The following is a 14,668-nucleotide window of genomic DNA, read 5'->3' as shown; positions in this document are numbered from 1 at the left end:
CTAGAAATCCAGGTCCGCATAATGGGCGGGCGGGTTGAAGCCGGTCATGCGGTCCTGTAGCAGGGAGCGGAAACACGGGCGGCTTTTCACGCGCGCGTACCAGTCCTTGGCCGCAGGCGCGCGCGCCCAGTCCACATCATCAAGGAAGTCGAGGCACGACAGGTGGGCAGCGGCGGCAAAATCCGCCATGGACAGCATGTTACCCGCCAGCCACTGCCGCGTTTCCGCCAGCCAGTCGATATAGGAAAGGTGGGTGCGGATATTGCCATAGGCCATACGCAGGGTCGCGCCATCGGGGTTACCCCGACCGGAAATGCGCTTCATCACCTTTTCATTGAGCAGCCTGCACGAGACCTCGCGGCCGAATTTCTCGTCAAACCACACCACAAGCCTGCGCACTTCCACCCGTTCAGCCAGCGTGCGGCCCAACAGGGGAGTGTCGGGATAGGCTTCCTCCAGATATTCGCAGATCACCCACGAATCGGGTATGCACAGGCCATTCTCCTCCTGCAGCATGGGCACCGTGCCGGCGGGGTTGCGGTCAAGATATTCCGGGCGGCGCTCCCATACCCGCTCGGTCTTGAGCTCGAACGGCAGGCGTTTTTCACCCAGCACCAGACGAACCTTGCGGGAATAGGGCGAAAGGGGGAGATGGTACAGAATACGCATATTTCCGCTTTATTCCATTGTCCCACCATTCGCCAAGCCCATACTGCGTGCCAGGGGCCTGATCCCCATGCAAAAACATACCTGTAAAGTGCAGGAATGGAGTGTGCGGCCCCCAAGGCTTGCCTTAATATAATAAGCTAACCTTCCCACCACGGTCCGGGCATGGCACGATAGCCGAAAAGCATGCCCACCCACCATATCAGGACAGGATCACGTTGCCAGACGAACTGCGCCCCACACCAAAAATCCGTGCACGCGGCCGGTCGTTTCTGGCACTGGTGCTCACCCCCGAACCCATGCTGGCGGACTGGCTGGCCGGGCTGGATGCACAGATTGCCCGCTCCAGCACGTTCTTTGCCGGCAAGCCGGTCATTCTGGACCTTTCCCTGCTGGCGGCCGATACCGAAGGCCTGGCGGAACTCTACCCCGCGCTGTGTGCGCGCGGCATCCGCATCATCGGCATAGAAGGCGGCGATCCCGGCTGGGCCGCCTGTGCGCAGTGGGACTGGCCGGCGGGTTTCATGGGCGGGCGCGCCTCCGGCGCGGTGGACATACCCGATGATGCCGCCCCACCAGGGGCGGAGGTGCCGCGCGCCTCTTCCATGATCATTGAGCAGCCAATCCGTTCGGGGCAGGTGATCATGAACCCGGATGGGGATATCATCATCCTCGGTTCCGTGGGGTCGGGGGCGGAGATCACCGCCGGTGGGTCAATCCATGTCTATGGCCCGTTGCGGGGGCGTGCGATCGCGGGCATGAACGGCCAGCCCGATGCACGTATCTTTGCCCATTCCATGCAGGCCGAACTTCTTGCCATCGACGGATATTACATTACGGCCGAAGAAATCGATCCCCGCTATGTTGAAAAACCAGCACAGATCATTCTTACAAATGACACACTTGTCGTGCAGCCGCTTGTAGCGCCTGCCTTTCCCGGGCGAAAAGCCTGACAGCCCACCCCCATCCCCGTCGCGCCATCCGCGTGCCCACCTCCATCAAAGCGTATCCATCAGCTCATGAACAAGAAAACACCCCCCAAAAGCGGACAAGGAACCACCCCCATGGCAAAAGTGCTGGTTGTCACATCAGGCAAGGGTGGTGTTGGCAAGACAACCTCCACTGCGGCCCTGGGCGCGGCACTGGCACAGACCGGGCAGAACGTGGTTGTGGTCGATTTTGACGTAGGCCTGCGCAACCTTGACCTGGTCATGGGCGCTGAAAGACGGGTCGTGTTCGACCTGATCAACGTAATCCAAGGCGAGGCCAAGCTCGCGCAGGCCCTGATCCGTGACAAGCGGGTCGAGACCCTGTCCATCCTTCCCGCATCGCAGACACGCGACAAGGATGCCCTGACCGCCGAAGGCGTGGCCAAGGTGATGCAGGAACTGCGCGAGAAGTTCGACTGGGTGATCTGTGACAGCCCGGCCGGGATCGAGCGCGGCGCGCAACTGGCCATGTACCATGCCGACCATGCGATTGTGGTGACCAACCCCGAAGTTTCGTCCGTGCGCGACAGTGACCGCATCATCGGCATGCTCGACAGCACGACCGCGAAGGCGAAGGGTGGTGGCAAGATCGAGAAGCACCTGCTGCTGACCCGCTACGACCCGGCACGCGCCGCCCGTGGCGAGATGCTGCGGATCGAAGATGTGCTGGAAATCCTGTCAATCCCGCTTCTGGGCATCATTCCCGAAAGCGAGGAAGTGCTGCGCGCCTCCAATCTTGGCGCCCCGGTTACCCTAAGCAGCCCCGACAGCCCGCCCGCCCGCGCCTATATGGAAGCCGCGCGCAGGCTGGAAGGCGAAAAGCTTGAAGTTACCGTGCCGACAGAACGCAAGGGCCTGCTCGCGCGCTTGTTCAAGGGGAAAAGCTGATGGGCCTGTTCGACTCTTTTTTCGGGCGCAGCACGAAAACATCCGCACCTGTGGCCCGCGATCGCCTGCAGATTTTGCTGGCGCACGAGCGCACGGGCAACGACGGAGATGAATCCGACCTGCTTAACAAGTTACATGCCGAAATCCTCGAAGTGATCAAGCGGCACATTCCCGTTGATCAGGACAAGGTGCAGGTCAAGCTGGACCGGGGCAATTCCGTCTCGATGCTTGAGATCGACATCGAGGTGCCGCAGATCAAGTCCCCCGGCCACCGCTAGGCGCGCAGGGGCCCCCGCCCCTCACCGTCAGGACGACAGGCGGGGTTCGATCCAGCGGCGGGCATGCTCGAAATCCCGCGTGACTGCAAGCTGGGCCGCGGTCACGTCGCGCTGGCGCAAGGCTGCGATCAGATCATCATGCGGGTGAGTGCGGCCTTCATGCTCGCTCTGGACCATGGGGCGTGACAGCGCGTAGAGTGGGCCAATCCGCATCCACAGGTTGCGCAGGATCGTGGCCGTAAGCGGCAGTTCGGCAATGGTCGCCACCGTTGTATGGAAATCGGCATTGAAGGCGGCCATGCCGCCATCATCACGCGCGCGTGAGGCATCCATGAACTGATGCTGGAGAATGACCAGCGCCTCGATGCCATGTTCGGTCGCACGCTGGGCGGCGGCGGCGGCAAGGCGCATTTCCAGATCCACGCGCAGGTCATGGATTTCGGCAAAGCTGCGCTGGGTCATGGCGGGCACCACGGCGGTGTTGCGATCATTGAGTTCCAGCGCATGCTCGGACACCAGGCGTAGCAGCGCCTCGCGCACCGGGGTCGGACTTAGCCCCAGTTCAGCCGCAAGCGGCCGCAGGACCAGGCGTTCACCCGAACGGTACCGGCTACGGATCAGCCCACGGCGCACATGTTCATAGGCTTCCTCACTCAGGGCGCGACGTGGGAGCTTGTCAAACTGGGCCGAGGTGAATGCGACCATGCCGTTCAATCATCCTTAATACAAATAGGTCTTATTAATACGGATCAATAATGGTCTGGTCGTGAATGGCAACGCCTGAACAGGGAGAAAAAGCCATTTTTAACGTATTTCCCCCGTTTCACGCCGGATTTGCCATGGTCACCATCGTTTTGGGGAACCCGTTCCCCATGGTTCCGTTACTCCAGCAATGATCTGCAACAGGCACTTGCCCTGTCGCGCACGTGGAACTGACAAGGGGCACACCATGACCAATGCTGGTGAAAACACTTTCCTGACCGATGTGCAGACACTGCGTGAGCGCGCAAAAAAGGCAATCGAAAAAGGGGCACTGACCCCTGCCTACCAGGGAGATGTCAAAACGGCGATCGACCTGCTGCAGACCGTGGTGGCAACCGAACTTGTGTGTGTTCTACGCTACACGATGCATTCCATTTCCGTCGAGGGAATTACCAGCGAAAGCGTGGGTGCCGAATTTGCCACCCATGCCAAGGAAGAGCGCGCCCACATGATGTGGGCGGCAGAGCGTATCGACCAACTGGGCGGTGTACCCAACCTCTCCCCCGAAGGGCTGGCCACACGCTCGGCCAGCGAATATGGCAAGGGTGGCAACCTGATCGAGATGGTACGCCAGAACCTGGTGGCCGAACGGCTGGTGATCGAACATTACCGCGAACTGATCCGCTACTTTGCCGACCATGATCCCACCACGCGCATCATGCTCGAAAAAATCCTGGCCGAGGAGGAAGAGCACGCAACCGATATGCACGACCTTCTTGTTGCGCATGAGGGCCGTCCCTTCCTGACCTGATCCCTCCACGCACGCCCTTCCTGTCTGTCCCTTTCCGCGTCGGCCCATCCTCTGCCCCCAGCCAAGGGGGCAGAGGATATCCTTACGTGTTCAGGACGGCGGGATGCAGGGCCTTTCCCCACACCAACCAACGGAGACCCGTTACCAATGGCTGAGCTGAAAACCTACGATCTGTTCATCGGTGGTGAATGGACCAGAGCCGATAATCCAGACCATGACACCATCAAAAACCCCGCTACCGGCGCAGTACTGGCCCAAGTGGCCATAGCGGGCGAAGCCGATGTGGAACGTGCCCTGCATACGGCCCGCGACGCCTTTCCCGCCTGGAGTCGGCTGGTGGCGACCGAGCGGGCGGATTACCTGTACCGTCTGATCGAACTGATCCGGCGCGATGCGGAAAAACTGGCCCGCATCATCACATCCGAAAATGGTAAGCCGCTGAAGGAAGCCCGCATCGAGGTCAATTTCGCCATCCAGCTCATCCGCTTCGCCGCCGAGAACGTCCGCAGGCTTGAGGGCAACATCATTCCCGGCAGTCGGCCGGGCGAGAAGATCCTGATCGAGAAAATTCCCCATGGCGTGGTGGCCGGGATCTCGGCATGGAATTTTCCGCTGGCGCTAACCGCGCGCAAACTTGGACCGGTCATAGCGGCAGGCAACACCTTTGTCATAAAACCGCATGAACTGACACCACTCGCCACCCTTGCGCTTGCGGAACTGACGGTAGAGGCCGGATTCCCCAAAGGCGTATTCAATGTAGTGACCGGCGGTGGCGCCATCGTGGGCAACGCGCTGGTGGTCAATCCGATCACGAAGCTCATCACCATGACCGGCAGCACCCCGGCCGGGCGCAAGATCATGGCCGCCGCATCGGAAGGGCTGAAGGAAGTGAGGCTGGAACTGGGTGGCAAGGCGCCTTTCATTGTCATGGAAGATGCGGATATCGATGCCGCCGTGAATGCCGCCGTGGCCGCGCGCTTCATGAACTGCGGGCAGGTCTGCACCGCCAATGAGCGCACTTATGTGCACACTGCCGTATATGACGAATTCCTCAAGCGCCTGCATACGAAGGTAGCGGCGCTGAAAACCGGTAACCCGCTGGATGACAGCACCGACATGGGCCCCAAGATCAGTGCCGACGAACTGAAGAAGGTGGACGATATGGTCCGCCGTGCTGTCGAGCAGGGTGCGAAGGTGGAACTGGGCGGCAGACGCCTGACAGGCGGCGAGTACGACAAGGGCAATTTCTATGCCCCCACGCTACTGACCAACGTGAAGGAGGATATGGACATCGTACGCAATGAGGTGTTCGGCCCTGTGCTGTCGCTCATCCGCGTCCGGGACTTTGATGATGCCATCGCGCAGGCCAACAATTCCCGCTATGGTCTGTCCGCCTACATGTTCACGCAGAACCTGAAATACATCATGCGGATGACCGCTGAACTCAACTTTGGCGAGATTTACGTCAACCGCGAAGGTGGTGAAGCAGCACAGGGCTTCCACCACGGTTATGGCGATAGCGGCCTGGGTGGGGAGGATGGGCAGTACGGCCTTGAGGCCTATGTCGATACCAAGACTGTCTACCTGAACGCCTGAACCACATACGCATGGTTACACACCATGGCGGCCCGGAGCGATCCGGGCCGCCTTTGTTTTCTGGTTAGTTGCGCCCAATGCGCCGCGCCTACGCACCGCGCGAGAGCGCCGATGGCAATCCCATTCCCGATGGATCTGGCCGGCACGGACATTTTTCAAAAAGCCCGCCTTTGGGAACCGGACCGGTCATAAAGAAGTTTTTGGTGGAGCTTTTCCCGAAAAGCTTCAGGGAACGTCACTTTATTTGAAAAAAGGCGACACCCGAAAAACCTTTGATGTCCGTACCAATCTCAGATCTGGCGCATCCACACGGTATCAATCGCATGGCTCGGGCTTTTATGCATGATTACACGCGCGCGTTCGCGCGTGGGCAGGATATTCTGCCGTAGGTTGGGCAGGTTGATCCGCCGCCAGATATCCCGCGCCTTGCGCTCGGCCTCCTGTGGCGAGAGGTCGGCATAGTGCTGGAAATAGGAGTTGGGCTTGTGGAAGGCTGTCTGCTGCAAAAGCATGAAGCGTTTGACATACCAGTCCTCGATCACCTGGGTATCGGCATCGAGATAGATCGAGAAGTCAAAGAAGTCAGAGGCCATGAACGGCTGTTCAGACACGGTCTGCAGGACGTTCAGCCCCTCGAAGATCAGGATATCGGGTTGGTCGATTATCTGATAACGACCGGGCACGATATCATACGCTTCATGCGAATAAACGGGCACGCGCAGGTTGTGCTCCCCCGCCTTGAGCGCGCCAAGGAAGGCGATCATCTGCCGCAGGTCATAACTTTCGGGAAAGCCCTTGCGGTGCATGAGATTGCGCGCCTCCAGCTCCCGCGTGGAATGCAGGAAGCCATCCGTGGTGACCAGCGCCACATTGGGATGGTCCGGCCAGCGCGCCAGCACGGCCTGCAGCAGGCGGGCGAACGTGCTCTTGCCCACCCCCACGCTGCCTGCAATACCGATCACGAACGGCGTGGTCACGGCGGGCGCGCCCATGAAGGCGCTCTTGACCATGTTGTTCAGCCCACGGCTTGCCATGACATGCAAGTTGAGCAGGCGCGACAGCGGCAGATAAATCTCGCTTATATCCTCCAGCGAGACCGGCTCGTTCCGTCCGCGCAGCGATGCGATATCCGCCTCCCCCAGCGATTGCGGCACATTGGCACGCAACGCCGCCCATTCGGGGCGGGGAAAGATCATGTAAGGCTGCACCATGCCGGGGGAAGGATGCGTGGAGAGGACAGGACGCGCCGCGTCCAGCACACAGTTCTCCATGCCCTTGTTCCTTTCTGCTGTGGTGCCCGCGCAGGAAGCACAGACCTTCTGGCGCGTATCACCATCACCCGTGCCAATCCAGACCGGCGCACCCCAAATTAGCGTGTGCAACGGCGTCAGGTCGCACGCTTTCCTGTATCCTGATACAGACGTGACAATTGTAACACACCGCTCCATCCTGCTCTGAGTAGTATGAAACGGAACGCAGGCACGCGCGCGCATGCTGTGGTGCCATCGCGCGTTACACACCGTAATCGTGCCCGGTCAGACCCCTGCCACAGGAGCCACAGACCCAGATGAACGAGCAGACCCCACCCTTCCCTGCCCCGCAACGCGACCTGACCACAATCGGCTGGACAGATGAACGCGCGCGCGCGGCATTACGCCGCATTCTGGATACCGCCATAGACAGCGCCATGCCCGCCAGGGTTCTGGCCCGCTACCTGCCGCCACCGCCAAAGGGGAAATGCGTAGTGGTGGGCGCGGGCAAGGCTGCCGCCTCCATGGCGGCGGCACTGGAACAGGCATGGCCGGATGTCGCCCTGTCCGGCTGCGTGGTCACGCGCGATGGGCATGGCACCGCGACACGACGCATCCGTGTGCTGGAAGCCGGCCATCCCATGCCCGACAGCCGCAGCGAGACGGCAGGCCGCGCCATGCTGGCCGCTGTTGCGGGGCTGGGGGGAGATGATCTGGTCATCGCCCTGATTTCAGGCGGCGGGTCGGCCCTGATGGAATGCCCGCGCGATGGCGTGACGCTGGAGGATATCCGCACCATCAACCGCGCCCTGCTCCATAGTGGGGCCAGCATACGCGACATGAACGTGGTGCGCCGCCACCTGTCCGCCATAAAGGGCGGCGGCCTTGCTGCGGCAGCGGCCCCGGCCCGTGTGATCACGCTGGCGATCAGCGATGTGCCGGGCGACGATCCGCTCACCATCGCCAGCGGGCCGACGGTGGCCGACCCCACCACGGCAGCCGATGCCCTGTCCATCCTGCACCACCATGGGCTGAAGGTGCCCGATGCGGTGGAAAAGGTGTTGAGACAGCCCCCAACCGACCGTACGCTGTCCCCGCGCAACCGCTACACCCTGATTTCCACCCCGTTCATGGCGCTACAGGCCGCAGCCGAAACCGCACGCGAATGCGGGCTTACACCACTGATGCTGGGAGATGCGCTGGAAGGCGAAAGCCGTGATGCAGGTACGCTCATGGCGGGCATTGCCCTGTCCGCCCGCCTGCATGGGCTGCCTGTAGGCGCACCGGCCGTACTCCTGTCGGGCGGGGAAACAACGGTCACGATCAACCCCGCCGGGCCGCCACCGGGGCGCGGCGGACGCAATACCGAGTTCCTGCTGTCCATGGCGCTGACATTACAGAGTAACGTGGGAATATGGGCCATTGCCGCCGATAGTGACGGCATTGACGGCACGGAGGATGCGGCAGGTGCGCTCATTACCCCCGATACCCTGCAACGCGCCCGCGCACAGGGCTGTGACCCGCGCCACTACCTGCGCGGGCATGACAGCTACAGCCTGTTCCGTGCCACGGGGGACCTGATCATGACCGGTCCCACGCTGACCAACGTGAATGATATCCGGGCGGTGCTGGTACTTTAATTGGACTGTCCGGGCTTGCGCCCGTAGCTGACCTGCGTGTCCGGCACCACAAAGTGCTTGCCGTCATCACTATCAGACGGGCCGTCATCATCACCCGCCTGATTGGGATCGTAGCCTGACGAGATCATCTGCATTGCCGCTGCATCCGGCGGTGTGTGATACGGCTCTGTCCCGGCCTCATCACCCGGGTCGGGCGGCTTTGGCAGGTGATGGGAAAGCGGGCGCAGCGCAGCGCTGGCATGAGAGACATGATGGCCACCAGTACGGTGGCCAAGTGGGCGAGGCGCCTCATCCACATCGGCCGGATCATTATTGTCGTCCTGCCCGGCACTACAGGCCGCAAGGCAGGCCAGCAATCCAACCATTGCAAGACGCGGTCTCATCCCGGCCCATCCCCCTGCTTTATCCCTTGCCCCGCCCCTGCGGCTTGTGGCCGGGTGCGGGGACAGTTCTCAGCTTGCCTTAACCGGGCCTGTCCGGGGTATCAAGCCTCGCCGCCTTCCTCATCAGGACCGACCAGCATGGCTTCCGCCACAACGCCGGCCTGCTCGCGCACGCGGCGTTCGATATCGGCCGCCATTTCCGGGTGGTCACGCAGAAACTGCTTGGCGTTCTCACGTCCCTGCCCAATGCGCTGGCTATCGCACGAGAACCAGGCCCCCGACTTCTCGACAATACCGGCCTTGACCCCAAGGTCGATCAGTTCGCCAACCTTGCTGATCCCTTCACCATACATGATGTCGAATTCAACCTGGCGGAAGGGAGGGGCCATCTTGTTCTTGACCACTTTCACGCGCGTCTGGTTGCCCGTAACCTCGTCCTTGTCCTTGATCGAACCGATACGGCGGATGTCCATGCGCACGGAAGCATAGAACTTCAGCGCGTTACCTCCCGTCGTGGTCTCGGGGCTGCCGAACATCACGCCGATCTTGAGCCGGATCTGGTTGAGGAAGATCAGCATGGTGTTGGAGCGCGAGACCGAACCGGTGAGCTTGCGCAGCGCCTGGCTCATCAGACGCGCATGCAGGCCCACATGGCTATCACCCATGTCGCCTTCAAGCTCGGCACGCGGCACGAGGGCGGCCACGCTATCGACCACCAGCACGTCGATTGCACCGGAACGCACGAGTGTGTCGGCAATTTCCAGCGCCTGCTCACCCGCATCAGGCTGGCTGATCAGCAGGTTGTCCACATCCACGCCCAGTTTGCGGGCATAACCCGGATCAAGCGCATGTTCCGCATCAATGAAAGCGCAGGTACCGCCCTTGCGCTGGGCTTCGGCAATGGCATGCAATGCCATGGTGGTCTTGCCCGAACTTTCCGGGCCATAGATCTCAACAATGCGACCGCGCGGCAATCCGCCAATACCCAGTGCAATATCAAGACCAAGGGAGCCGGTTGAAATGACATCAACCTGTTCGCTGGGCCGCTCGCCCATGCGCATGATCGATCCCTTGCCAAACGCGCGTTCGATCTGGCTCAACGCCCCTTCCAGGGCCTTACTTTTGTCGATACCCGGAGCCTGTGCCATTACGTGCCTATCCTGCTGCTTGAGGAAGATGAAATCGAAAACGGGCCACCTGCCCGCCACCACCTGCGCGGGACAGGCGATGCATCATGCACTACAATATGGAACAAAACGGGACCATTTACAATGGCGCCGCCCTGCCCCACGTCGTCAATAATGCCGCCCGGGCATAAAAACGCCAGCCTAACGCGGCCCCATGGCCAGCCCCGCGCCACGCGGATCGGTTGCGGCAACGCAGCTCGCCGCATCACCCGGCAGGCCATGCGGGCAGGATATGGCGTTCACGCGCCCCTGTGCCGTTACGGGATGTGCGTCTGGCACCTGACCCGCCAACACATTGCGCATGGTAATACCAACGGCAGCAGCGGCATCATTCTGCCCTGACCCGGCGGCCACTGCACGGAAGGCATGGCCCTGGCTGGCAATGGCAGCCGTATAGAGCGGTTGCGGCAGCCGCGCGGGGGAGGCACCCAGCACGATACCCGTATTGCCCGCCATCCGGCCCGTACCGAACAGGTTGTCCATACTCAGGCTGCACGCCACGGCCATACCGGCATGGTCCACCACCGTAAACGATGTGGAAGCCGGCAGCGAAGGCAGGCCGCCCCCCGTGCCGCCACCTGCATTGACAAAGGCCTGTGCGCGCGCCACCAAGCCTTGTGCCGTGGCGGAACCGGTCGTGGCACTGCTGGCCGTGCCGTTCTGGGCGCGCCATGCCGCGATGGCACCCTGCGCGCGGGTCGCGGCATCGGATGATGCAGCGCTACGGAAAGCGACCGCGCTGCCCAGCCCGCCATCAGCGGGTGGGGGCAGGAAGGCCACCTGTGTCTCGCCATTGTTCAGGACAAGCGGCATCTGCTCCGATGGTATGGCCCCGCGCATATCCGCCATCAGCAGACCACCCCCCGCCCCCTGGCTACCCGCGATGAAGGACTGCCCCAGCGCCCCGTTATACAGGTCGCCCACCCCCATGCTGCGGATCTGGTCCAGCGCGCCGGACAAGTGCGTCTGCACCAGCGCATCGCCTTCGGCCAGCGCCTTGCCATCCGAACGGCTGAAGACGGCGCGTATGCCCGCATCGGCCAGCAGCGGCCCCTGCACGGCCGCAAGGTCGCCCGCAAGCTGGCGGCTTACATTGATACCGTGCGATGCAAGCGAGATCGCATCGGGCAGCAGTTCGGAAAAGGCGACCGAGCCGTATTGCAGGTGCATGAGGTACAGCCCCCGCGCCATCATGGGCACTGCGGCGGGGCGGTCGACGCGCGGCATGCCGGTGGCTGCAACCGTACCTGCGACCGGCAGGAACATGAACGCCCGACCGCCATTCTGGTCACCCGGCCTGTAGGCAAGGCAGGCCCCGCCCGCACCCAGCGAAGCGCGTGAGGGCAGCGTGACCGAAAGCGCCATGCCCATTGCCGCCGCCGCATCTGCCGCATTGCCACCGCGCTGCAGGATGTCGCGGCCCACCAGTGTCGCTTCCGGCTCATCAGCCGAGACGGTACCGATCAGCGCACCGGGGGACGGCCCGAACATGTGCGACACGATCTTCACAGGGGAATAGTTGTTGAGGGAACACCCCGTAACCGAAATGGCCATGACCACCGAGAACGCAGTACGCACGTACCGGCGGGCGACAGGTGTTATCGAATGCTCAGGCACGCACGCTTCTCCAATGGCAGGTCGGCTCAAATTCATCAAACGGCTTATGCGATCGCCGCAGACCCGTTACGGCTTAGCGGCCTTGAAGTCCATGGGCAACAGGCATGCCAGTAGGCAGCCTACCATGCCCCATTCCTTTCTCGTGTCCGTTCCTTTACACAAACACCCTATCGCGACATGACAACGGAGCAAACCCGTGACATTCATTTCTCCCCGCCGGTACCGTCCGCGCCTGCTGCACGCCCTGCTGGCCATGGGGGCAGTCATGGTCGCCATGCCCGACACTGGCCACGCCGCCGATCCCGCCGAGAGCTTTACCCCCGCCCAGCGGCAGGAAATCGTGGCAATCATGCGCAACGCGCTCAGGACCGATCCCACCATCCTGTCCGATGCCATTGCCGCCCTGCGCAGCAACGCCAACGCAGCCCAGCAGAATGCGGCTCGCGGCGCGCTGGAAAGCCACCGCGCCGACCTGCTCACCCCCGCCGCCAGCGATGCCATACTGGGCAACCCGCAGGGACATACCACGGTGGTTGAATTCTATGACCCGCGCTGCCCCTATTGCCGCAAGGTGCTGCCCGACCTGGACCGCCTTACGCGTGAGGACAAGGACCTGCGTATCGTGGAGAAGGTCATTCCCGTACTGGGTCAGGGCAGCCTGATCACATCACAGGCGCTGGTGGCGGCTTTCGTGCAGGGGGGGCAGGCCGCCTATTTCCGCATGCAGGCGGCTGTGATGGGCGATTCCGCCTCGCCCACGGTTGAGCGCATGCGCACGCTTGCCACCCAGTCTGGCCTAAACGCCACCACCTTGGCCACGGACATGAATGGCGCAAAGGTCACTGCCATCCTGCAGGCCAACATGGAACTGGCCCGCGCCATCGGACTGGATGGCACGCCGACTTTCGTGTTCAACGCCCGTCAGATCATTCCCGGAGCCGTTGGCTATGACGATCTGAAAAAAGCCATCGCACAAAGCCGCTAACAGCGGCACCTGAAAGCCCAACCCAGCCCCATGCTAAAATCGTAAAAACGGTGTCTTTTTAAAAAAAGGCGATACTCGGAAACTTTTATTCTTTTTATCAGCAGGTTGCGTCAAACAGCCTTCCAGAACATCCCAGAAAAATAGCCCGGCAGAAGACAAAGGCTGGAAGCCTGATGCGGCCAGCCTTTGTGCTCCATGCCGGGCCTGCAAGGCAGGCTCAGGCCATGGCAGCGACGGGTGCCCCCTCTGTCAGGTCATTGAGACGCAGCAGATGACCCAGTGCCGCCACCATGTCATCCATCATCTGGTCGGTATGATATGGCCCCGGTGTCAGGCGCAGGCGTTCGGTGCCATGCGGCACGGTGGGATAGTTTATGGGGGTGGCATAGATCCCGTACTCATTGAGCAGCCGATCGCTCAGTTCACGACAGCGCTCGGCATTGCCAACCGGGATCGGCACGATGTGGCTTGGCGTCATGGTAAAGGGCACGCCCGCCTTGCGCAGCTTGTCGCGGAAGGTGTTGACACGCTCGAACATGCGCTCGCGCCGCCAACCATCCTTGCGCACCTGTTTCACGCTGGCCAGGCCCGCAGCCACTACCGCAGGCGGCAGCGACGTGGTGAAGATGAAGCCCGAGGCGGACAGGCGCAGGTACTCCACAATATCGCTTGAAGCGGTGATGTAGCCGCCATGCACGCCAAACCCCTTGGCCAGCGTGCCTTCGATAATGTCCACCTGATCCGCCACGCCATCACGCTGCGATACGCCACCGCCCTGCGCGCCATACAGACCCACGGCATGGACTTCATCCAGGTAGGTCATGGCATTGTACTTGCGCGCCAGCGCACAGGTGGCGGCAATGTCGGATATATCGCCATCCATGGAATACACGCTCTCGAACGCGATCAGCTTGGGCGCATCGGCGGGGGCCGCGGCAAGCTTGGCTTCCAGGTCGGCCAGGTCGTTATGTTCGTAGATGACGGTGGTTGACCCGCGCGCGCCCTTGATGCCCGCAATCATGGAGGCATGGTTCAGCCGGTCCGAAAAGCAGATCCAGCCGGGCATGCTCGTCAGGAGGGTCTGCAGCGATGCCTGGTTGGACACATAGCCCGATATGAACAGCAGCCCCGCTTCCTTGCCGTGCAACTCGGCCAGTTCGGCTTCCAGCGCAGTATGGACCGGGCTGGTTCCCGCAATGTTACGCGTGCCACCAGCACCGGCGCCATGTTCATGGATGGCCTGAATGGCCGCTTCCACCACAACGGGATCAACGCCCATGCCCAGATAGTCGTTGGAAGACCAGACCACCACTTCCCTGTCCTGCGGGCAGGCGGGAGTGGCTGCGGTCGCCACCGTTTCGGGCTGGTCATACAGCGGATACCGCTCGGCCTGGCGTGACAGCGGGGTGAACTGCCGGTATCGGCCCTGTGCGCGGATATTTTCCAGTGCCGTGCGGCAGAACCGGAAGAACGGATGCCCATCCACATGATTACTGGACACTACTGCTTTTCTCCATGCACACCACCCGCTGGCTGGCTGCGGGGGTTTCATTCATTACGGCCATGCACCGGCATGACCTTTCAGGCAAGGTGCGTATTTTCCTGCCACATAGCGCTATTGCTGGCTGTTCATCACCAACAGGCACGTATTTATTGCATGACGGAGGTGATAATTG

General features: G+C 61.8%; 14 protein-coding genes. 7 read left to right on the top strand and 7 right to left on the bottom strand.

All coding sequences use genetic code 11. From position 1 onward, the window contains the following. Positions 1–669, bottom strand: a complete 669-nt coding sequence (gene fzlA, locus GLX_RS12830; RefSeq protein ID WP_014106387.1) for an FtsZ-binding protein FzlA — start codon at positions 667–669, stop codon at positions 1–3. A 215-nt stretch (positions 670–884) separates the two neighbouring features. On the opposite strand from fzlA, the gene minC reads away from it, so the two are divergent. The 3 genes from minC to minE all read left to right on the top strand — a co-directional run bounded on the left by minC (position 885) and on the right by minE (position 2,821). Further along, complete coding sequence (minC, locus tag GLX_RS12825) at positions 885–1,619, top strand: septum site-determining protein MinC (protein ID WP_014106386.1); 735 nt, start codon at positions 885–887, stop codon at positions 1,617–1,619. 111 nt (positions 1,620–1,730) lie between these two features. Further along, a complete protein-coding gene (gene minD / locus GLX_RS12820) occupies positions 1,731–2,543 on the top strand; it encodes a septum site-determining protein MinD (RefSeq protein ID WP_014106385.1) in 813 nt (270 codons plus the stop codon). Then, complete coding sequence (minE, locus tag GLX_RS12815) at positions 2,543–2,821, top strand: cell division topological specificity factor MinE (protein ID WP_014106384.1); 279 nt, start codon at positions 2,543–2,545, stop codon at positions 2,819–2,821. Before minD ends, minE begins: the two co-directional genes overlap by 1 nt. Positions 2,822–2,848: 27 nt before the next feature. On the opposite strand, the gene GLX_RS12810 is transcribed toward minE, so the two are convergent. Further along, positions 2,849–3,526, bottom strand: coding sequence for a GntR family transcriptional regulator (locus GLX_RS12810; protein WP_014106383.1), 678 nt, complete (start codon positions 3,524–3,526; stop codon positions 2,849–2,851). Between the two features lie 244 nt (positions 3,527–3,770). On the opposite strand from GLX_RS12810, the gene GLX_RS12805 reads away from it, so the two are divergent. After that, the gene (locus GLX_RS12805) at positions 3,771–4,334 is read left to right on the top strand and encodes a ferritin-like domain-containing protein (RefSeq protein WP_041247421.1); all 564 of its coding nucleotides are present in this window, start codon (positions 3,771–3,773) and stop codon (positions 4,332–4,334) included. Between the two features lie 147 nt (positions 4,335–4,481). Beyond that, a complete protein-coding gene (gene aldA, locus GLX_RS12800) occupies positions 4,482–5,930 on the top strand; it encodes an aldehyde dehydrogenase (RefSeq protein ID WP_014106381.1) in 1,449 nt (482 codons plus the stop codon). Positions 5,931–6,220: 290 nt separating this feature from the next. Here the strand turns inward: aldA and coaA are convergent, their stop codons facing one another. Continuing rightward, positions 6,221–7,201, bottom strand: coding sequence for a type I pantothenate kinase (coaA, locus tag GLX_RS12795; protein WP_081477939.1), 981 nt, complete (start codon positions 7,199–7,201; stop codon positions 6,221–6,223). Between the two features lie 296 nt (positions 7,202–7,497). Here coaA and GLX_RS12790 point away from each other — a divergent pair, with 296 nt between their 5' ends. Further along, a complete protein-coding gene (locus GLX_RS12790; RefSeq protein WP_014106379.1) occupies positions 7,498–8,820 on the top strand; it encodes a glycerate kinase type-2 family protein in 1,323 nt (440 codons plus the stop codon). On the opposite strand, the gene GLX_RS12785 is transcribed toward GLX_RS12790, so the two are convergent. From GLX_RS12785 to GLX_RS12775, 3 genes are all read right to left on the bottom strand, one after another. Next, the gene (locus GLX_RS12785) at positions 8,817–9,185 is read right to left on the bottom strand and encodes a hypothetical protein (protein WP_041247420.1); all 369 of its coding nucleotides are present in this window, start codon (positions 9,183–9,185) and stop codon (positions 8,817–8,819) included. The two genes, GLX_RS12790 and GLX_RS12785, sit on opposite strands and share 4 nt — an antisense overlap. 119 nt (positions 9,186–9,304) lie before the next feature. After that, positions 9,305–10,351 (bottom strand): recombinase RecA, encoded by a 1,047-nt coding sequence (gene recA, locus GLX_RS12780; RefSeq protein ID WP_014106377.1) that lies wholly within the window; start codon positions 10,349–10,351, stop codon positions 9,305–9,307. 180 nt (positions 10,352–10,531) lie between these two features. Further along, the gene (locus tag GLX_RS12775) at positions 10,532–11,944 is read right to left on the bottom strand and encodes a gamma-glutamyltransferase (protein WP_407927271.1); all 1,413 of its coding nucleotides are present in this window, start codon (positions 11,942–11,944) and stop codon (positions 10,532–10,534) included. A gap of 259 nt (positions 11,945–12,203) precedes the next feature. On the opposite strand from GLX_RS12775, the gene GLX_RS12770 reads away from it, so the two are divergent. Continuing rightward, on the top strand, positions 12,204–12,992 hold the full coding sequence (locus tag GLX_RS12770) for a DsbA family protein (protein ID WP_014106375.1): 789 nt from the start codon (positions 12,204–12,206) through the stop codon (positions 12,990–12,992). Positions 12,993–13,209: 217 nt separating this feature from the next. On the opposite strand, the gene hemA is transcribed toward GLX_RS12770, so the two are convergent. After that, entirely contained in the window at positions 13,210–14,493 is a 1,284-nt protein-coding gene (hemA, locus tag GLX_RS12765) for a 5-aminolevulinate synthase (protein WP_193360646.1), read from the bottom strand. Between the last annotated feature and the right edge of the window lie 175 nt (positions 14,494–14,668).

The organism is Komagataeibacter medellinensis NBRC 3288, assembly GCF_000182745.2.
Taxonomy (GTDB): Bacteria; Pseudomonadota; Alphaproteobacteria; order Acetobacterales; family Acetobacteraceae; genus Komagataeibacter; species Komagataeibacter medellinensis.
This window is presented reverse-complemented; position numbering and strand designations above follow the sequence as displayed.

Bases quoted from the DNA above. Each gene is read 5' to 3' on its own strand.
- fzlA (WP_014106387.1), bottom strand. From the start codon at position 669: ATGCGTATTCTGTACCATCTCCCCCTTTCGCCCTATTCCCGCAAGGTT.
- minD (WP_014106385.1), top strand. From the start codon at position 1,731: ATGGCAAAAGTGCTGGTTGTCACATCAGGCAAGGGTGGTGTTGGCAAG.
- minE (WP_014106384.1), top strand. From the start codon at position 2,543: ATGGGCCTGTTCGACTCTTTTTTCGGGCGCAGCACGAAAACATCCGCA.
- GLX_RS12810 (WP_014106383.1), bottom strand. From the start codon at position 3,526: ATGGTCGCATTCACCTCGGCCCAGTTTGACAAGCTCCCACGTCGCGCC.
- GLX_RS12805 (WP_041247421.1), top strand. From the start codon at position 3,771: ATGACCAATGCTGGTGAAAACACTTTCCTGACCGATGTGCAGACACTG.
- aldA (WP_014106381.1), top strand. From the start codon at position 4,482: ATGGCTGAGCTGAAAACCTACGATCTGTTCATCGGTGGTGAATGGACC.
- coaA (WP_081477939.1), bottom strand. From the start codon at position 7,201: ATGGAGAACTGTGTGCTGGACGCGGCGCGTCCTGTCCTCTCCACGCAT.
- GLX_RS12790 (WP_014106379.1), top strand. From the start codon at position 7,498: ATGAACGAGCAGACCCCACCCTTCCCTGCCCCGCAACGCGACCTGACC.
- GLX_RS12785 (WP_041247420.1), bottom strand. From the start codon at position 9,185: ATGGTTGGATTGCTGGCCTGCCTTGCGGCCTGTAGTGCCGGGCAGGAC.
- recA (WP_014106377.1), bottom strand. From the start codon at position 10,351: ATGGCACAGGCTCCGGGTATCGACAAAAGTAAGGCCCTGGAAGGGGCG.
- GLX_RS12775 (WP_407927271.1), bottom strand. From the start codon at position 11,944: ATGGCCATTTCGGTTACGGGGTGTTCCCTCAACAACTATTCCCCTGTG.